The 20,103-nt window shown below is 58.2% G+C and carries 14 protein-coding genes; 3 read left to right on the forward strand and 11 right to left on the reverse strand.

Features of this window, described 5'->3' with window-relative positions:
* The first annotated feature begins 1 nt into the window (after position 1).
* Complete coding sequence (gene mnmC, locus CFT65_RS12930; protein ID WP_088828541.1) at positions 2-1,885, forward strand: bifunctional tRNA (5-methylaminomethyl-2-thiouridine)(34)-methyltransferase MnmD/FAD-dependent 5-carboxymethylaminomethyl-2-thiouridine(34) oxidoreductase MnmC; 1,884 nt, start codon at positions 2-4, stop codon at positions 1,883-1,885.
* A gap of 73 nt (positions 1,886-1,958) precedes the next feature.
* Positions 1,959-2,591: a CBS domain-containing protein gene (locus CFT65_RS12935; protein WP_088828542.1), complete on the forward strand. Its 633-nt coding sequence runs from the start codon at positions 1,959-1,961 to the stop codon at positions 2,589-2,591.
* A gap of 11 nt (positions 2,592-2,602) precedes the next feature.
* On the opposite strand, the gene CFT65_RS12940 is transcribed toward CFT65_RS12935, so the two are convergent.
* From CFT65_RS12940 to CFT65_RS12960, 5 genes are all read right to left on the reverse strand, one after another.
* Entirely contained in the window at positions 2,603-5,344 is a 2,742-nt protein-coding gene (locus CFT65_RS12940) for a hypothetical protein (RefSeq protein ID WP_088828543.1), read from the reverse strand.
* 143 nt (positions 5,345-5,487) lie between these two features.
* Positions 5,488-7,524, reverse strand: a complete 2,037-nt coding sequence (gene ligA, locus CFT65_RS12945; protein WP_088828544.1) for an NAD-dependent DNA ligase LigA — start codon at positions 7,522-7,524, stop codon at positions 5,488-5,490.
* A 73-nt stretch (positions 7,525-7,597) separates the two neighbouring features.
* Positions 7,598-8,605, reverse strand: coding sequence for a cell division protein ZipA (gene zipA / locus CFT65_RS12950; RefSeq protein WP_088828545.1), 1,008 nt, complete (start codon positions 8,603-8,605; stop codon positions 7,598-7,600).
* A gap of 122 nt (positions 8,606-8,727) precedes the next feature.
* A complete protein-coding gene (smc, locus tag CFT65_RS12955; protein ID WP_088828546.1) occupies positions 8,728-12,222 on the reverse strand; it encodes a chromosome segregation protein SMC in 3,495 nt (1,164 codons plus the stop codon).
* A 1-nt stretch (position 12,223) separates the two neighbouring features.
* Entirely contained in the window at positions 12,224-12,907 is a 684-nt protein-coding gene (locus CFT65_RS12960; RefSeq protein ID WP_088828547.1) for a GntR family transcriptional regulator, read from the reverse strand.
* A gap of 284 nt (positions 12,908-13,191) precedes the next feature.
* Between CFT65_RS12960 and CFT65_RS12965 the strand changes: the two genes are divergently transcribed.
* Positions 13,192-14,118, forward strand: a complete 927-nt coding sequence (locus tag CFT65_RS12965; RefSeq protein ID WP_088828548.1) for a GGDEF domain-containing protein — start codon at positions 13,192-13,194, stop codon at positions 14,116-14,118.
* 3 nt (positions 14,119-14,121) lie between these two features.
* Here the strand turns inward: CFT65_RS12965 and rluB are convergent, their stop codons facing one another.
* The 6 genes from rluB to sucC form a co-directional block, all read right to left on the reverse strand.
* On the reverse strand, positions 14,122-15,105 hold the full coding sequence (gene rluB, locus CFT65_RS12970) for a 23S rRNA pseudouridine(2605) synthase RluB (RefSeq protein WP_088828549.1): 984 nt from the start codon (positions 15,103-15,105) through the stop codon (positions 14,122-14,124).
* A 43-nt stretch (positions 15,106-15,148) separates the two neighbouring features.
* Positions 15,149-15,787, reverse strand: coding sequence for an SMC-Scp complex subunit ScpB (scpB, locus tag CFT65_RS12975; RefSeq protein WP_088828550.1), 639 nt, complete (start codon positions 15,785-15,787; stop codon positions 15,149-15,151).
* Between the two features lie 42 nt (positions 15,788-15,829).
* On the reverse strand, positions 15,830-16,663 hold the full coding sequence (locus CFT65_RS12980) for a segregation and condensation protein A (RefSeq protein WP_008174399.1): 834 nt from the start codon (positions 16,661-16,663) through the stop codon (positions 15,830-15,832).
* A 59-nt stretch (positions 16,664-16,722) separates the two neighbouring features.
* Entirely contained in the window at positions 16,723-17,937 is a 1,215-nt protein-coding gene (locus CFT65_RS12985) for a tryptophan--tRNA ligase (RefSeq protein WP_088828551.1), read from the reverse strand.
* A 120-nt stretch (positions 17,938-18,057) separates the two neighbouring features.
* Positions 18,058-18,930 carry a succinate--CoA ligase subunit alpha gene (gene sucD, locus CFT65_RS12990; RefSeq protein WP_088828552.1) on the reverse strand — a complete coding sequence of 291 codons (873 nt, stop codon included), beginning with the start codon at positions 18,928-18,930 and terminating at the stop codon, positions 18,058-18,060.
* On the reverse strand, positions 18,930-20,096 hold the full coding sequence (gene sucC, locus CFT65_RS12995; RefSeq protein WP_088828553.1) for an ADP-forming succinate--CoA ligase subunit beta: 1,167 nt from the start codon (positions 20,094-20,096) through the stop codon (positions 18,930-18,932). Before sucC ends, sucD begins: the two co-directional genes overlap by 1 nt.
* Between the last annotated feature and the right edge of the window lie 7 nt (positions 20,097-20,103).

The raw sequence follows: 20,103 nt of genomic DNA on the forward strand, positions 1-20,103 counted from the left end.
CGTGACCTGGCCTCCTTTGCCCCCGGGGATCGAGCCCGCTGAACTTGCCTGGCACGATGGGGTCCCGGAATCGAAGCGGTATGGCGATGTCTACTTCAGCCGTGACAATGGCCTGGAGGAAACTCGCCACGTTTTTCTGAAGCATAATCAATTACCGGAGCGTTTCTCGCGGGTCCCCGAGGGCGGAAGTTTTGTTATTGCCGAAAACGGCTTCGGGACCGGCCTGAACTTTCTGGCAGCTTGGCAGGCCTGGCAGAGCCGGGCTCCAGCCAATAACGCCACCCTGCATTTTGTCTCCGTGGAACGTTTCCCCCTGACCCGGGAGGACCTTGCCCGGGCCCTGGCCTTGTGGCCAGAGTTAAAAGTGCTGGCTGATGAATTACTATCGCATTACCCGCCACTGGTACGAGGGGCTCACCGACTGGTTCTGGCCGGAGGGCGGGTTCGACTGACGCTGTTTTTCGGCGACATCAATGACGCCTGGCAATCCCTGGATTTTCACGCCGACGCCTGGTTTCTGGACGGGTTTGCCCCCGCCAGGAATCCGGATATGTGGCTGGAAACCACCATTAACCAGGTCCGAGCCCACAGTAAGCCGGGCACTACCCTGGCGACGTTCACCTCGGTCGGCCGGATTCGTCGAGCCCTGATCGACGCCGGGTTCCGCATGGAGAAAACCTCGGGATACGGTCGCAAACGGGAAATGCTGAAGGGTATTCTTGAGGCTGAGGAGCCGGCTCAACCCGAGGACCCCGGAACCATCGCCATCATTGGGGCGGGTATCGCAGGCTGTGCGCTGGCACGAAATCTGGCGGAACGGGGCTATCCGGTGAAATTAATCGACACTGGTGGGCCTGGCACCGGTGCGTCCGGAAACGCTCAGGGCGCCCTGTACGTGAAGCTTGGCGTGGAGTTCAATGACCAGACCGAACTGGCCCTTTCATCACTGACCTTTGCCCAACGCTTTTACGCCAACTGGCGCGGCAAGCACTGGCATCCGACCGGCCTGTTGCAGTTGGCTCACAGCCCGCAGGAAGAAGACCGACAGAAGAGATTCCTCCAACGCAACGATTACCCCCGGGACATTCTTTGGCCTGTTAACCGGGAGCAGGCCAGTTCAATTTCAGGCGTACCCACGGAGTCCGGCGGACTCTGGTTTCCAGGCAGTGGCTGGCTTGAACCTGCCAACCTTTGCCGGGAATTGGCAGACCATCCGCTGATTTCCACGGAATATCACGTGAAGGTTAAACGACTGCTCCCCTGCAACGGAAAATGGCATATCTCTGCGGACGATGGGAAAACCATTGCGGCCGACCGGGCGGTGATCAGCTCGGGCCATCTGAGCCCGGGGCTTATCCCGGTAAAAGGACACTTTCGGCTTAAAGCTATACGTGGCCAGGTTTCTCACCTTCCGGCACCAGCGGTCATCAACCCGAACGCCGTTATCTGTGGCAACCGGTACCTGAACCCGGCCCTCGGCGATATCGCCGTAACCGGGGCCACCTTTGACCTTCATGACAACAACCCGCTGCCTACCACCGAAAGCCATGACGAGAACATCCACGAACTCGGTTCGATGCTGCCGTCGCTTTTTTCTCCCAGAAGCGACAAACCGAGTGGCATTGATCTGGATGGCCGGGTTGCCTTTCGCTGCACCACCCATGACTATCAACCCGTTGCAGGCCCAGTTTTCGATGGCGAAAGCGCTAACCTGGATGACCTCTACCTGTTTACCGGGCTTGGTAGCAAAGGCCTGACGTACGCGCCGCTACTGGCCGAGTATCTGGCCGACCAGGTTACCGGGCAGCCTGCCTGCCTTCCGGCGAACCTCGTCAGACGTCTGGAAACCCGACGCCTATACCAGACGGATGTGGTGGTTTCGTAATAAACTCCAGCTGAAGTTTCCGGTCAGACTGCCGATAACCACTGGAAAAGTGGCGTAGTCACGGAGAGCACCCATGTCCATTTATGTCAGCGAACCCGGCCGCCCGGTCGGAACCCGACTACCGGAGACATTCCGGGCAAGGCCCGTAGGCGATGTCACTGAGCTGGCTGAAACCCAGGCCATCAATCCCGGCAGGAGTGAGGCGACGGACGCAGAGTTTCAGCAGGCAGCCAATGCCGGTCGGTATAAGGCGCTGGAAGAGTACGGCGCAGCCGCCGCAGGGGAGCGCCGTGAGGACCGCCCTTACCTGCCCGTGTCCAGTATTTCGTCGCCGACCCTGTTCACAGTTCAGGCCTCTGCAACCATTTCCGAAGCATTATCAGTGATGGATGAGCATCAGGTTCATCACCTGGTGATCATGGCGGAAAACAACGTGGCCGGCCTCGTGGATCTGCGCTGGCTCCTTGGCTGGCTTCACGAACATGAAGCCAATGCCATGAACCAGAGCCTGGTTCACATTGAGCTCCCCGCCTTCCTGACAGCGTCCCCCGAAACCGACGCCCACCAACTTGCGAGGCTGATGCTGGCCCACCAGCTCAACGCTGCTCTGGTGGTAGACGCCAGGGGCACAGCTGCGGGCATTGTGACCAGCACCGATTACCTGCGGCTATATGCCAGCGCCGGTCGCCATGAGGGAACGGTTTAGCTCCTGGCTGCCTAGTTCAAAGAAGTCAGTAGTTGCCCCTCGGGGCTGAACAGGAGCACGTACCAATCGCTGCCGGCTCTGCTTAGCGCCACAATCTCGTCATCCCGGTAATTCTCCAGATCAAGGATTTCCGAATTATCCAAGGCAAGCTGATAACGCCAGTTGTTCCTGAAGCCGGGGGCCTCCTCCACCTCCGGAACCAGCGATACCCGGGCGACGATGCCCTGCTCCAGGCCGGACACAACGCCTTCGCTGGCAAAGTCTCCGTCCGTGGCACCCGAGACAACCATGTCGCCGTCAAAAGCGGCCAACCCCTGGAGAGTTTCAGCGGCCTGATCGTTTTCGTCATTGAGGGAAAACGCCCGACTCACGATGCCTGAGGAGGAATACCCCAGAAGAAACCCTGCAGTGCTTGAGATCGACTCTCGCTCCAGCACAGGGTTGTCTTCTTCCTGCTCCAGCACCGAGTACAACCCGTCACTGGCGCCTATCAGCCAGAGTATGCTGCCCTGGAAAAGGCCAGCGGAAACCGGTTCGTCCCCGGTAGTGCCGATCTGGCTGACACTGAGTTCGCTGGTTGCGCTGGACGCGTTGAAAAAGAAGGCGTCAATGCCTCCGATTACGGGAGCCCCTTCCACAGAGCCCGCTGCGGAACCAAACAACGCCGGGCTGATGGACTGGGTACTGCCCCCTGCGACACTGTCATTGGCAGCGGAGCCAGCCTGACGGGTCCAAGCCACAGCCGGCTGCTGGGTATTGCCGTCCAGCTCGGTATCAATGCGCTGAAGGAAGCTGTCTTTGCCACCCGATGTCTGCTGCTGGTCAAACACGCCCGCAGTTTCCCCGGCCAGGACAATATAGCCGCTGTTCCGGTTGATTCCGACCCAACGCACCTGATCGTCGGCATCCGTTCCGGTCCGGGTCGTCCAGGTTGGAACGTACTCGCCCCCGTTGGTGGCCGAATCAAACCAGTACAGAGACGTTACGGCATCCTGGCCACCGAGTTCGGTTGTGCCCTCGACCGGTAGGTGCGTGCTGTAAGCAACAACAAACTCGAATCGGTCTACCTTGGTCCCGCCCTGGGTCACCTTTCGCTGTACTACGTTAATGACCGGATTTGGCGCGATCAGGCTGTCAGCGGCAGAGGATATGGCAACCTGCTGTAGCTGCCCACCACGCTGGTTGAAAATCCGCACCAGCACCCTGTCGTTATCCTGGCTGTCGTAGCCGGCAACAAATAGTCTGCCGTCGTGACCCATCGCAATGTCCGTGGCCACGAAGCCATCACTATCATTCAGCGGGAGGGGCGATGTCAGCTCGTTAAGACTGATCCGGATCAGGTTGTCAGATTCAGCCCGGGCGTAGTCCTCGCGGCCGGCCTGGAAGTTCTCATTGATGCCCATCAATATGAATAGGTCACTGAAGGCCGGATTGGCGTACCTGCCAGCGGGTACCCGTATCCGGAAAGGCACTTCATCGGTCCCCTCAGGGAAAACCAGTTCGTCATTCTCAACCCAGTTACCATCTTCCAGCCGCTCGATAACGAACTCGGAATCAAGCCGCGCCGTGGAGTCTTCAGTGTGGTTGAGCTTGGCGAAGATATCCCGGTCTCTGTCGCCGGAGAGCCTGGCAACGTACTCACGCACATCACCAACATTCAAGGTGTCCCGGCCGCCACCTTTTACGGTTTCCAGAGAAAGAACGGGCTCGTTATCCTGAATGGAAAGATTGGTGACCACGCCACCGTTACCGCTTCCGAGACCCGCCAGACCGGAACGCACTTCGGTAAGCGCCAGCCTGAGGGATTCAACGGGCTCTGGAAAGCTGTCCTCAACCACCTCAAGCGGGAGGAAGCATTCGGTGATACCTGGTTCCAGTGTGATTACACCCCGGGTATAGAAGCCCTGTTCATCGAGCTCATAGTCGATATAGTCGAGCTCATTCTCACCGGTCTCGTCCAGCGGCATCCGACTGTTGCTGCCCAACCCAACGATGTCCTTACCAGGAATAGCATCACCAGCGTTGGAGGCACTGTGATCGCAATTCTGGTGTGGAGGCGAGAATCCGACGTCGCAGCTGGATGCGTCGTAATCAGACAGAAGCTCAAAGGCCACCGCAACGCGGCTTACCGACGGTTGATCGAGGATAACCTTGACGAAGACGCGGCGCGTCGGAAGTGTCAGATCCCTGGTACCGGGGACCGAGCCGTCATCGTTGTAGAGATTGATAGTAAAGCTGTGCTCACCCTCGGTTTCCAGATCCGGCAAGGCGCACTGCTCACGGTTGCTTGCCGGGATTTCCAGGCTTTCGCCCTCCGTGAACGGCTCGGCATCGAGAGACATGACGTTGTATTTCACATCGATATCAAACGGTTGGGCGCCTGCCATGCGGCCGTCGGTTGTTACCAGGTTGATGCCTTCGGTCTTGCCCAGGTCCGCCTCGCCTCTGCTACCGCCGGTGAGGCCGGGAACGCCGCGCATTATTATGCCTTGCCGGGCCTTGTTGCTGGTGTCCTCAAGCGCCAGCCAGGACGGCGCGTTGGTGAGGGAGTAATCAAGAATTCCCTCACCACCGTAGGCCCCGAAGTTGTAGGAGTACTCAACACCGAGATAGGCAAACACCGGGGGTACGCCGAGAATGGTGGGCTGATCGGGATCTTTTTCCGTCTTGCAGCCTGACAGCCCAAGCGAAAGTAGAGCCAGAACGACAAGTTGGCGAACAGGATGAATGCGGGAGTAAAAATCGGCGCCCATGAAAAAATCCGTTGCAATCTTTGTTGTTATGGTGGGACCGCCCGGTTGATGCAGAAACACCGGGCGGTTTACACACCGTTACAGAACAACGCCATGGTAGCCAATTTGATACGCAGGGGATCTGCGCGAGTTCTCAGATTCGGTTAGCCCGCGCCCAGGCCGTGCTCTTCCAGCAACGCCACCAGCCCGGTTTCATCAAGAACAGGCACCTCTAACTGTTCAGCCTTGGCCAGTTTGGAACCGGCGGCCTCACCAGCCACCACGCAGGCCGTCTTTTTGGAAACGCTGCCGGCCACCTTGGCACCGAGGGATTCCAGCTTCTCTTTGGCTTCGTCCCGTGTCATTCCGGAAAGCGTACCGGTCAGCACCCAGGTCTGGCCTTTCAGAGGCTTCTCTCCCTCCCGGACTTCCTCTTCCTGCCACTTCACACCGGCTTCACGCAGGGCATCCAGGGTTTCGCGATTGTGGGTCTGCTCGAAAAAGCTACGGATATGACCCGCAACAATCGGCCCAACGTCGGGTACAGTTTGCAGGCTCTCCTCATCGGCTGCGGCAATGGCCTCCAGCGTTCCGAAGTGGCTCGCGAGGGCCTTGGCAGTGGCCTCACCCACCTCACGAATACCAAGGGCGTACAGGAAACGCCACAGAACCGGTTCCCTGCCCCGATCAATTGCAGCAACCAGATTGGCGGCCGACTTTTCCCCCATTCGCTCAAGTTTGACCAGGTCATCGGTTGTCAGGCGATACAGGTCGGCGACGGTCTCCACCATGCCCTGATCCACCATGATGTCGATCCACTTGTCACCCAGACCTTCAATGTCGAGGGCTTTCCGGGAAGCGTAGTGGCGGATGGCTTCCTTTCGCTGCGCGGGACAGAACAGGCCGCCTGAGCACCGGGCAACCGCTTCCCCTTCGATCTGGATGACATCCGAATCGCAGACAGGGCACTGTGAGGGTAGCTCCACTTCTTTCGCGCCTGGAGGACGTTTATCCGTTACCACCTTGACCACCTGCGGTATCACATCACCGGCGCGGCGGATAAAGACGGTATCGCCAATATGGACGTCCAGGCGACGGATTTCGTCCATGTTGTGCAGGGTAGCGTTGCTCACGGTCACCCCGCCCACAAACACGGGTTTTAACCTCGCAACCGGTGTCACAGCGCCAGTACGACCGACCTGAAACTCCACGTCCTCGATAACCGTCAGCTCTTCCTGTGCCGGAAACTTATGAGCAATCGCCCAGCGTGGTGCCCGGGAGACAAAACCAAGAGCATTCTGCTGGTCAAGCCGGTTAACCTTGAACACGATGCCGTCAATCTCGTAAGGGAGACTGTCCCGTTTTGCCATCAGTTCGTTATAGGCCTCAAGGCACTCCTCCACGCCTTTAGCCTTGCGCATCTCAGGATTAATTCGAAAACCCCAGCTCTGGACCCTCTTGAGACCATCCCATTGGGTATCTGGCAAGAAGCTTTCGTCCGTGACCGCAACGCTGTAGGCACACATTTCCAGCGGGCGCCTGGCCGTTACCGTCGACTTTTTCTGCCGAAGACTGCCGGCCGCCGCATTACGGGGATTAACGAAGGTCTTCTCGCCACGCTCCGCCAGCCGGCGATTAAGCTGCTCGAAACCGTCCTTCGGCATGTAAACTTCGCCGCGGACTTCCACCAGATCGGGCACGTCGTCGCCACGGAGCTTCAGCGGCACAGAGGGAATGGTTCGGATATTAGCGGTTATGTCCTCCCCGGAATAGCCATCCCCCCGGGTGGCGGCTGTAGTCAGGGCGCCATTCTCGTAATGCAGGCTCACCGCCAGCCCGTCCAGCTTTGGTTCGCAAACGTATTCCACGTCCTCGCTGATACCGAGCCGATCCTTTACCCGCCGGTCGAAGTCGCGGAGTTCGTCCTCGCTGAAGGCATTGTCCAGTGACAGCATGGGCAGCCGGTGAACCACTTCTTCAAAACTGGTTTCCGCGGCGCTTCCAACCCGCCGGGTGGGCGAGATGTCGGAAGCCAGCTCCGGGTAGTCGGTTTCAAGGGCCTGTAATTCCCGGAACAGCCTGTCGTATTCCGAATCGGGAACACGCGGGTCATCCAGCACGTAATAGCGGTAATTATGGTCATCAATCGCCGAACGGAGTTCTTCAACACGCTGAATGATGTCGGGCGTGGCTTTGCTCATGGACTGGCACTCTCGTCTCTCAAAAAAATGCCCGGAACAAACCGGGCATCTTGCCGTCTTTTAACGCCTGGCTTCAGACTCTCTGGGAACGCTGTTTACGCTCAAACTCCCGAATTCTCTGGCGGCAGTGCTCGATCGTTTGAGGAGTCATCACGCTGCGGCGCTCGTCTTTCAGCTCGCCGCCGAGGTTACGAACCACGGCCTGGGCAGTCTCGAGCATGAATTCGAACGCCTGCAGGGCATTGGTGGGCCCCGGCATGCTCATGAAAAAGCTGATCCCGGGCGTGGTCAGGGCCGGCATGTCCACTGGCTTGAAGGTACCGGGTTCAACGGCGTTAGCAACGCTGAACTGCACGGGGCTGGTGGTATCGGACTCTTCATGGCGGTGGTAAATATCCATGTCTCCGTGTTCCAGACCGCAGGCCTCAAACAACTTTTTAAGGGCCGGTCCCTTGAAGTCCTCACCGCTCTTCGCCAACACGTTGATCACAATCACTTCCCGGGCCTCGGGGCGATTCGCACCTGCCAGGGGCTGACCTGAATCGGGTCGTGAGGGTTCGCGCCGGGCTGTATCATCTTCCACTTCAGTCGTGACCATCGGCGGAACGGCGTCCACCTCGTCCTCGATGGCACCCCAGCCTGTTTCGAGTTCGGTTTCATCAGGCTCATGGCTGGAAAGCCCAAAATCGGAGTCCGACTCAACAGGCTCTTCGTAGTGCTCGGCCACTGACTCGGTTTCCGGTTGCGGATCCGGTTCTGGCGATTCTGGCTTCTCCGATTTGGCAGCGGCCGTTACCGGACGGGTCGGCTTGGGTTTCGGAGACCCGAATCGGCTGGGCTTTTCACGCTTTACATAGCCCCGCTCTTCAAGGGTGTCGCGGGAAATGGTCCTTGCTCCGCCATTAGGCAACTCGGGGTTGTATTCGTCATCGAGTGGCGAATCTTCAAGCTCATCAGCGCCCATACCCGATGAAATCGCAATGGATTCCTTCCGGGCACGCCGCATTCGGCGCACGCCATCAATGACAATGCCGATAATGACCAGGGTACCGATGGCAATTAACCATTCCCTAAGTGACATAGTGCTGCTGTCCTGTTTGCAGATCCTGTAACGTTGCTACTCTAAGAAAAGCCCGTAATGAATACAACGCGCACCCGGGCCAGATGGCGTTTTTGTCATGGTTGCCGGATTTCTGAGCAGCCTCAAGCCTCCGCGAGGGCCGCAGCCTCGTCAACATCGACCGACACCAGGCGCGAACACCCCGGTTCATGCATGGTTACACCCATTAACTGATCCCCCATCTCCATGGCAATCTTGTTGTGGGTAATGTAGATGAACTGAACCTGCTTGGACATCTCCTTGACCATGTTGGCATAGCGGCCCACGTTGGCATCATCCAGCGGCGCATCTACCTCGTCCAGCATACAGAAGGGTGCCGGGTTCAGCTGGAAAATCGAAAACACCAGTGCGATCGCCGTGAGGGCCTTTTCGCCGCCTGACAGCAGGTGAATGGTACTGTTCTTCTTGCCGGGCGGCCGTGCCATGATCGCAACGCCGGTTTCCAGAAGATCCTCGCCAGTCAGCTCCAGATAAGCGTTACCGCCCCCGAAGACCTTCGGGAACAGAGCCTGGAGGCCACCGTTCACCTGGTCAAAGGTTTCCTTGAAGCGCTGCCGGGTTTCCCGGTCAATCTTCCGTATGGCGTTGTCCAGTGTTTCCAGTGCTTCCATCAGATCTTCGTGCTGGGAATCCAGATAGGTCTTGCGCTCACTCTGAACCTGGTATTCCTCAATAGCCGCAAGATTGATCGCGCCCAGCCGCTGAATGCGGTTGCCGATGCGCTCCAACTCGTCCGCCCAGTCTCTCTCGTTCGCGCCCTCGGGCAACTGGGAGAGAATATCCTGCAGCTTTACGTCCAGCTCTTTTAACTGCTCAATGTGGTTGCCAGAGCGGATTTCCAGGGCCTGGGATTCCATCTTCAGTTTTTCCAGCCGGGACCGGACTTCCTGAATGCGATGATCGGTGCCGCTTCTGCCCTGCTCCTTTTCACGGACCTCCCGATCGATTTCTTCCAGGGAATCGCGGGCCGCCCCGAGCTTTTCCTCTTCCGCCAGTCGACGGTCCAGCAGTCCTTCAAGCTGCATCTGCAGATCTTCTATAGGTTCCTCGGCGCTTTCCCGGGATTCCCTCAGAATCTCCAGGCGCTCATCGATGCGTTCCTTCTGAAGCTGCATCCGGTCGATGGTCTGCCTGAGGCCGTCACGCTGACTGTGAAGAGTCTGAAGCTGAAGCTGCAACTGATGCGCGTGGTCACGGTCGTGCCGGGCCTCCTGACGTAGCCGGTCGAGATTCTCACGCAGGCTGTCGCGCTGCTCGAGAAGCCGTTCTTTTTCTTCATCGTTGTCTTCAGAGGATGCCAGTGCCAGTTGCCACTCTTCGCGGGCATCCTGCAGGCTCTCTTTCTGCCCCTCAAGGTTTTCAGAGACATCCTCAATATCGTCCCGGATTCGCTGCAGACGGGCATCAATCTGCTCGGCTCGGGCCCGCAGGCCACTTACCCTCGACGACAGGGTGCTCAGCTCACGATCCGCCTCGCTCAAACGAGTCTGGGCCTCGTCCCTGGCGGATTCCGAGCGTTCGGTGCGCTCCTGAAGTTCCTCCAGTCGCTCACTGGCCGCCTCCAGTGCTTCCTCCGCTTCCGCCAGTTGCGAGCTCAGTTCGGTCACTTTCTTCTGGCGTTCAATCACACCGACCTGGCCGGCGTCCGAGTCGGGCATCAGGACCCACTCCCGGGACACCCAGACGCCCTCCGGTGTCATCAGGCTCTGCCCGTCCCCAAGGGCAGATCGCATACCTATGGCGTCAGCGACGGTCTCTACCGCGTCGATGCCGCGAAGCAAGGAGGCAATTCCCGGTACACCTGAAACTTTCGCCGCCAGGCCGGTATTGCCCGTATCAACAGCCGCTCCGGCTTCAACGAGGGCAAGCCCCCTTGGTGCCTCTCTCATGGCGGATGAAAGCTGGTCAATGTCGGGAAGGCAAAGGCCCTGGGTAAAACGCCCAATAACCTGCTCAACGGCAAACTCCCAGCCATCGGCGATGTTGAGCTGACTGGCCACCCGGGGCATATCGCTCAGTGCGTTCTGTGAAAGCCAGGATTGCAGAACATCATCCCCGGCCCCCATTTGCTCATCCAGCAGCGCCTGCTGAGATTCCAGGGATGCGCGGAGGCTCTGGACCCTCTGGCGTTCGTCAGAAACGGTCTGCTCGGCGTCCCGTTGCTGCTGCCGGGCGTCGTAAAGCTCGTCCTGAATCGCAGCAATGCGCTCGGCCGCTTCTTCGCGCTTCAGTTCCAGTGTTTCCTGTTGCTCCAGCAACTCTTCCAGTTCCGCGCGATCCATCTGGCCTTCCAGCAATTCCTGCTCATCCTTGAGCTTGCGTTGGCGAGCCATAAACTGCTCAATGGCATCTTCAAGGGAACGAATCCTGGACTGGGCCAGCTCCGCCTGGCGCCGGGCGTCCGAAGAGCGGGCGCTGAAATCTTCCCACTGGTGCTGCCAGTCGCTCATCGCGTCTTCGGCCTGCTGCAGTTTCTCGCCCGATTCCTCGGAGCGCAGCGCCAGCGCTTCCTGTTCGGGCTCCATCATGTCGAGCTCTTCCTGGATACCCGCCAGCTTGTCCTCATCCTGCTCCAGTTCCCTGGCCAGTTCGCGCTGGTTGGCCATTGCCTGGTCCAGTTCCGCCGCCGTTTGCCGGCTTCGTTCACGCTGGTGCTCGAGGCTCTGCTCAATACGGGCGATATCGGCACCGGCTTCGTAATAGCGGGCCTGTGCCCGGTTAAAATGCTCGGTGCGTTCGTGATGATTGTCTCTCAAGGATTCCAGGGACGTCTCGAGGCTGACGCGCTCGGTGAGGTATTTCTCGAGCTCGAGTTCGGTATCCCGGATCTTGCCGTGCCAGCTTTGCAAATCAGTGTCGAGGGATTGCCAGCGAAGCACCGTCAGTTCGGCTTTTTTCTGGCGCTCTTCCTGCTTGTAAGCCTTGTACTTTTCCGCCGCTGCCGCCTGGCGTTCAAGGTGCTGCAGTTGCCGGCCAAGTTCTTCCCGCAGATCCGTCAGCCGCTCCAGGTTTTCCTGTGTGCGACGGATACGGTTTTCCGTTTCCCGGCGCCGCTCCTTGTATTTCGATATACCCGCGGCTTCCTCAATGTAGATCCGGAGTTCCTCTGGCTTGGCCTCAATCAATCGGGAGATCATGCCCTGCTCGATGATGGCGTAGCTCCGCGGGCCCAGGCCGGTACCCAGGAACAGATCAGTAATGTCACGGCGCCGACACTTGGAGCCATTCAGGAAGTACTCGGACTGCCCTTCCCGGGAAACCCGGCGACGAACGGAGATTTCGTTGAATTTCACGAATTCACCGGGCGCGGAACCATCGCTGTTATCAAAGACCAACTCAATGGAGGCCTGGCCCACGGGCTTTCTTGCGCTGGAACCGTTGAAAATGACGTCGGTCATGGATTCGCCGCGCAGGTACTTGGCGGAGCTTTCACCCATAACCCACCGAACCGCGTCGATGATGTTGGACTTGCCACAACCATTGGGGCCGACCACAGCCGTCATGTTGGATGGAAACGGAACCGTGGTGGGATCAACGAAAGATTTGAAGCCAGACAGTTTGATGGACTTCAGACGCATATCAGGCGCTCGCTTCCTGCCGTAGTATCGCCAACACCTGCTGCCTCTGGTGCTCTCCAAAGGCCTGAATCGCCGCTTGGAGACGTTCGGCGTCGTCGTTGATTGCTGCATCTGCCAGCTGGCGGAAGAAGAAAGCTGTTTCAGCGATTTCTTCCCGGAAATGCTCCAGAGCTACGAAATAGGTGCGGCTGATAGCCGGTCGAAAATTCTCAAGAGTTTCCTCGAGAAAGGGATTATCGACCAGCCCGTAAGCGTAGCGCATAACCCCGAAACCGGCGTCAATAACCTGTTCGGCGGCGTCCGCGCTGGTAGCGTTGAGAGCATCAATCACTGCCTGCAATTCGCGCACCTGGCCCATGACCCCGCCGAGCTCCTTACCGGACCAGCGTTCAAGCACCTTTCGCCCGAGCATGCACAGCAGATCGATGTAGATGTCATACAGGCTGTTGACACTCTCTGGCGTCAGGCTGGAGACCACCGCTCCCCGCCGGGGGAAAATCTCGATCAGATGGCGGCGCTCGAGAATGAGTAACGCTTCCCGCACAGAGCCACGGCTGACATTCAGTTCTCCCGACACCTTCAATTCCTGAATGCGCTCGCCGGGCTTGAGGTCTCGCGTGATGATTCGTTGCCCCAGATGCTGGGCAATTTGTTCAGACAGACTTTCCGGGGCCTGAAACCTCATAAAGTTGGTCACTCATTCCTGAAGACGGCACGATTTCAAACGCAGAAGTTTACCACAGGGAATCTATAGCCCCACCCCTTGTCTGACATTTTGCACAGCCCAGGAATGTCGCGGCAAATCACTGCCGGTTTTTTGACGGCAGTTCGTGAACTGTCACCGGACAATAAGAATTCAAGTGACTTTTTCTTTGTTACTGTATGTTTTTATTGATCTTTATTGATTAGGCACGGTTTCTGCTTTGGACAAACAGAGCACTGTAAACTTCTGCGACAGAGTGAACCGTAGTGAAAAACATACCGTCGATCCAAAAGTCTCCTTCCCAGCCCCAAAAGCTGGCTGCGCTGCGTCAGGCACATCACGACTGGAACAACACGCCGGATGTACTCACCAGGCTGACGCGCCGGCTGTCCACCACCCTGTCGCTGGAACAACAGCTGGCGATCCTGGCCGAAGAACTGGTCGCCATTATTCCTTTCGGTGCCCTCAACTACCGGCACCGGATCGGGAAACAGGATTTCGTCTATGCCACAGGCATGGGAGGCCCACACCGTTGCGAGTACCGGTTGAGCCTTGAAGGTGTCAATTATGGGACCCTGGTACTGCAACGCCGGCAGAGGTTCTCGGAACAGGAGCTGGAAGGCGTCGAGATGGTTCTGAGCGCGGCGATCTGCCCGATTCGCAACGCCTGCCAGTACGTGGCCATTGAGCAGGCATCCCTGACCGATTCCCTGACCGGCATACCCAACAAACGCGCCCTGGACGACGCTCTGCAACGCTCCAGCCTGTTATCGGAGCGCCATGGCGAGCCCTACTCGCTCGTCCTCTGCGATCTGGATCACTTCAAGACGGTCAACGACACTCACGGCCATGTAGTTGGCGACCATCTTCTGCAATTGGCAGCATCCGAGATCGAGAAGTCGATCCGAACATCAGATTCAGTCTACCGCTTTGGCGGCGAGGAGTTTGCTATCTTGCTCCCGCATACCTCGGAGCAGGATGCCAGGGATGTGGCGGAGCGAGTTCGCGAAGCGATCACCGCCATCCGGGTTGATGGCGGAGAGAAGGAGCTGAAGGTCACAACAAGTTGTGGCGTTGCCACATTCCTGCCCAAAGAGGCCCCCCAGGCATGGCTGGCAAGGGCAGACGAGGCACTTTACCGTGCCAAACACCAGGGCCGTAACTGCACCCGGGTGTTTGCCACCATTTCGTAACGATCAGCCCCGGGGCGTCTTGCTTCGAGCTCTTTCTGGCTTGGGAGCACGCCCCGCCGGTTTGGCAGGTTTGGTGTCGCTGACAGCCCATTTGTTGCCGGGGGTTTTCTTACCGGACCGCCCAGGGCTTTTCCGCCTCTGGCGGTCGTGGGCCGCTTTCTCATTTGGCGTTTTCTGGGGGATCTCAACCGCTTCGAGACCAACCGTCCGACTCAGAGTGTCTACTGCCCGCTGATCCAGCTCTTCCCATTTGCCCACGGTCAGCCTGCTCGGCAGGAAGATCGGCCCGTAGCGCACGCGTTTCAGCCGACTGACGCGAACACCCTGGGATTCCCAAAGGCGACGCACTTCCCGATTGCGCCCTTCCAGCAAGGTAACGTGGAACCACCGATTTATACCGCTACCGCCGGCCGGAGAGATATCGGTAAACTTGGCCATGCCATCTTCCAGGAGAACGCCCTGAAGCAGGCGCTCGATCATCGCGTCGTCCACTTCCCCGAAGATCCGCACCGCATATTCCCGATCAATCTGGTTGGACGGGTGCATCAGGCGATTCGCCAACTCGCCGTCTGTGGTGAAAAGCACGAGGCCCGTGGTATTGATATCCAGCCGTCCGATGGAAATCCACCGGTGCTCCTTGAGACGTGGCAAACGATCAAACACCGTCGGCCGCCCCTCGGGATCCTTTCGAGTGGTAACCTCACCCTCCGGCTTGTTATAGATCAGTACCCGGCGCATCACTTCCGCCGCCCCGGACACTTCCAGTCGCTTGCCGTCGAGTTCGAAGCGATCCTCAACAGTCGCTTTCTGCCCAGGCGCCACCGGTTGCCCATTGACCATCAGGCGGCCGGCTTCCATCCACCCTTCAATTTCCCGGCGCGAACCGATGCCCGCCCGGGCAAGCAATTTCTGAATACGCTCTGGCCCACCCTGACCCACGTTGTCCTTGGCTGGCCTGGCTGGTTTGTTGGGGCGTTCTGCCGCCATGAAATCAATCCTTACTTAGTCTCTGACTGACACCCGAATGGCGTCAGTGAAGTGTCTGGCTCGAAGATTCGTCGTCGTTCTCGGCAGTCGTCGATTCGAACTCGATCTCCGCCTGCATGTTCTTTTCAATTTCCCGGCCGATCTCTTCAAGATCGCGAACTTCATTCAGAGGCGGCATCTGGTCCAGGCCCGTGAGGTTGAAGTAGTCCAGAAACTGTTTCGTGGTCGCGTACATGGCCGGTCGACCGGGAACATCCCGGTGTCCTACGACACGCACCCACTCTCGCTCAAGCAGTGTACGAATGATATTGCTGCTTACCGTAACACCCCGGATGTCTTCGATTTCACCCCGGGTGATGGGCTGCCGGTAGGCAATCAGTGCCAGGGTTTCCAGCAGCGCCCGGGAATAGCGTTGGGGCTTTTCCTCGAACAAACGGCCCACCCAGGGCGCGAATTCCTCGCGTACCTGAATACGGTAGCCACTGGCGACCTTTTTCAATTCAAAACCGCGCCCCTCGCAGGCCGCTTCCAGAAGCACCATGACATGTTCCATCACCTGGCGCGCGGGACGCTCCTCTTCACTGAACAGTTCCCGGAGCTGGTCGAGAGACAAAGGTTTGCCCGCAGCCAACAGGGCCGCTTCGGCAATCGCCTGTATTCTCAGCAGGTGTTCTTCGTTCATGGTGTCTGATCCGTATTTCCGTGCTTTGATCGTTGTGAGGCCCTAGCTGGCTGCCCTGGCTCGAACATGAATCGGGCCCAGAACCTCGGCCTGAACAACCTCGATCAGCTGCTCTTTTACCAGTTCGAGGGTCGCCAGGAAGGTCACCACGACCCCGAGCCGTCCCTCTTCAATCGTAAACAGGCTTTCGAATGTCACGAAATGATCATCCTGAAGCACTGACAGGATTGCGGACATGCGCTCACGGGTCGAGAGCCTTTCCCGTTCAACATGGTGGCTGGTGAACAGGTCTGCCCGCTGCAGAACGCCCTGCAGCGCAAGCAGCATTTCCCGCAGGTCTACATCTGGGTGGGGCTGACTTGAGGGCATCTTCGGCAGGGCAGCCGAGGCGGCAAACGTATCCCGCTCCAGGCGCGGCAGTTCGTCGATATCTTCGGCAGCCTGCTTGAACCGTTCGTACTGCTGCAGCCGGCGAATCAGTTCGGCCCGCGGATCGACCTCTTCTTCATCGTCGCTTTCCTGTCGAGGCAGCAGCATTCTGGATTTGATTTCCGCCAATGTAGCCGCCATCACCAGATATTCAGCAGCCAGTTCGAAGCGCATGGCTTCCACGGCACCGATGTAATCCATGTATTGCCGGGTAATTTCACTGACGTCGATGTCCAGAATATTCATGTTCTGGCGACGGATAAGATACAGCAGAAGATCCAGCGGTCCTTCGAATGCCTCAAGGAAGACCGCAAGGGCATCCGGCGGAATGTAGAGGTCCTTGGGAAGATCCACCACCGGCTTGCCGGAAACCCGCGCCAGGGGCGACTGCTCCGGGGCAGCGTCCTGAGCTTCGGGCGTAGCCTGATCGGTGGATTCTTCGGTCATAACCTTTCACTCCGGATCGGCGCCCCGGCCGTATGCGCGCGGCACCGATTCCTGCGGATTCAGCGGTAATGAAGCCCCATGGCTGCCCGGACTTCCTCAAGGGTATCGCGAGCAGCATCGCGAGCGTGTTCGCGGCCTTCCTGCAGAATGGAATGCACCAGGTCCGGATTGCTCTCATACTCCCGGGCGCGTTCGTGGAGCGGGCGCTGCTCCTCGACAATCGCATCTATCAACGGCTTCTTGCAATCCAGGCAACCGATGCCCGCACTGCGACAACCGGTCTGCACCCACTCCTGGGTGTCGGCATCGGAATAGATCTTGTGCATTCCCCACACCGGGCACTTCTCGGGTTCACCCGGATCCGTGCGACGGACCCGCTGGGGATCGGTCTGCATGGTACGGACCTTCTGGGCAACGCTGTCCGGATCTTCCCGCAAACCGATATAGTTGTTGTAGGACTTGGACATTTTCTGACCGTCCAGCCCCGGCAACTTGGACTCCGGCGTCAGCAGTGGCTGCGGTTCCGGCAAAATCACCTTGCCGCCGCCCTCAATGTAGCCGTATAGACGCTCACGATCGCCAAGGGAGATATTCTGTTGCTCTTTCAGCAGAGCACGGGCCGTTTCCAGGGCGTCCATGTCGCCCTCTTCCTGGTAACGCCTCTTGAGATTGCGATAGAGCTTGGCGTTTTTCTTGCCCATCTTGACGATGGCGCCTTCCGCCTGCTCTTCAAACCCTGGCTCACGACCATAGATATGGTTGAATCGGCGGGCGATCTCCCGGGTGATTTCGACATGGGAAACCTGATCGGCACCAACCGGCACCTTTCCTGCCCGGTAGACCAGAATGTCTGCGCTCTGAAGCAGCGGGTAACCCAGGAACCCATAGGTCGCCAGATCTTTCTCCCGCAGCTTTTCCTGCTGGTCCTTGAACGTAGGCACACGTTCCAGCCAACCGAGGGGCGTGATCATCGACAACAGCAGGTGCAGTTCGGCATGCTCGGGCACCTGTGACTGAATGAACATCGTGGACGAGCCCGGGTTCACACCGGCCGCGAGCCAATCGATGACCATATCCCAGACGCTCTGTTCAATGCCGGAGGGATCGTCGTAATTGGTGGTCAGCGCGTGCCAGTCTGCCACAAAGAAGAAGCATTCAAATTCATGCTGGAGTTTAACCCAGTTTTTCAGCACACCGTGGTAGTGGCCAAGGTGAAGCTTGCCGGTCGGACGCATGCCGGACAAAACCCTTTGCTGGGAATCTACAGAACTCAAAGCACGAACTCCTTATTTGGTATTGGAACCGCCATCATAGTTCAGGCGACCCGGCATTATAAATAAAAAACCCCCGCTCTGCAGGGCAGAAACGGGGGTTTTTACTGAAAGAAGGCCAGCTTACCAGCCAGTGACTTCCTTCAGGGCCTGACCAATCTCGGCCAGACTGCGCACAGTGCGAACACCAGCGTCTTCCAGGGCGGCAAACTTGTCGTCTGCTGTACCCTTGCCACCGGAAATGATGGCACCAGCGTGGCCCATACGCTTGCCCGGAGGCGCAGTAACACCAGCGATGTAGGAAACCACCGGCTTGGAAACGTTCTGCTTGATGTAGGCCGCAGCTTCTTCCTCGGCGGTACCGCCGATCTCGCCAATCATCACAATGGCTTCGGTCTCGGGATCTTTCTCGAGCAGGGCCAGAATGTCGATGAAGTTGGAGCCCGGGATCGGGTCACCACCGATACCGATACAGGTGGACTGACCGTAGCCGAAGTCAGTGGTCTGCTTGACCGCTTCGTAAGTCAGGGTGCCTGAACGGGACACGATGCCAACCCTGCCCTTCTTGTGGATGTGGCCAGGCATGATGCCGATCTTGCACTCGTCCGGAGTGATAACACCCGGGCAGTTGGGACCAATCATGCGAACGCCCTTGCGATCCACGTATTCCTTGGCGTATAGCATATCGATGGTCGGGATACCTTCAGTGATACATACGATCAGCTGAATGCCGGCATCCGCCGCTTCGATGATGGCGTCTTTACAGAACGGCGCCGGTACGTAGATAACGGTAGCTTCTGCGCCAGTTGCTTCAACGGCGTCACGCACGGTGTTGAACACCGGCAGGCCCAGATGCTCGGTACCGCCCTTGCCGGGGCTGACGCCACCAACCATCTTGGTGCCGTAGGCAATCGCCTGCTCTGAGTGGAAGGTGCCCTGCGCGCCGGTAAAGCCCTGACAGATAACCTTGGTGTCTTTGTTAATCAGGATGCTCATTATTTACCCCCTGCGGCTTTAACAACTTGCTCTGCCGCATTCGACAGACTGGTAGCGGCAATGATGTTCAGGCCGCTCTCGGCGAGTACCTGAGTACCCTTCTCCGCGTTGTTGCCTTCAAGGCGAACCACAACAGGAACCTTGACGCCGACTTCCTTCACGGCACCGATGATGCCCTCTGCAATCATGTCGCAGCGAACGATACCACCGAAGATGTTGACCAGAACCGCCTTGACGTTGGAGTCAGACAGGATGATCTTGAATGCCTCGGAAACACGTTCCTTGGTTGCACCGCCGCCAACGTCAAGGAAGTTGGCCGGCTGGCCGCCGGACAGCTTGATGATGTCCATGGTACCCATGGCCAGGCCAGCACCGTTGACCATGCAGCCGATGTTGCCTTCCAGAGCCACGTAGTTGAGCTCCCACTTGGCCGCTTCCGCTTCCCGGGAATCTTCCTGGGACGGATCATGCATCTCGTGGATCTTCTTCTGACGGTACAGTGCGTTGCCGTCGACGCCGACTTTGGCGTCCAGGCAGTGCAGATCACCGGCCGGGGTAATAACCAGCGGGTTGATCTCTACCAGTGCCAGATCGCACTCTTCGAACAGCTTGGCCAGACCAACGAAGATCTTGGTAAACTGACCGATCTGCTTGCCTTCCAGGCCCAGCTTGAACGCGAGCTCACGGCCTTGGTACGGCTGAGCGCCAACCAGCGGGTCGATTTCCGCTTTCAGGATCTTCTCGGGCGTTTCTTCGGCAACCTTTTCGATCTCAACACCACCTTCGGTGGAGGCCATGAAAACGATGCGACGGGTGCCACGGTCGACTACCGCGCCCAGGTAAAGCTCCTGATCGATATCGGTGAGGGATTCAACCAGGATCTTGCTGACCGGCTGGCCGTTTTCATCAGTCTGGTAGGTTACCAGGTTCTGACCCAGCCACTTCTCGGCAAACTCACGGATCTCGTCTTTGCTCTTGACCAGCTTTACACCGCCAGCCTTACCACGGCCACCTGCGTGAACCTGGGCTTTTACAACCCATGCATCACCGCCGATTTCGCCAGCTGCGTCTACAGCTTCCTTGGGAGTATCACAGGCAATGCCCTTGGATACTGGCAGGCCATATTCAGCGAAAAGCTGTTTGCCCTGATATTCATGCAAATTCATAGTTAAT

The sequence above is a fragment of the Marinobacter sp. es.048 genome (genome assembly GCF_900188435.1).
In the GTDB taxonomy this organism is placed as follows: Bacteria; Pseudomonadota; Gammaproteobacteria; order Pseudomonadales; family Oleiphilaceae; genus Marinobacter.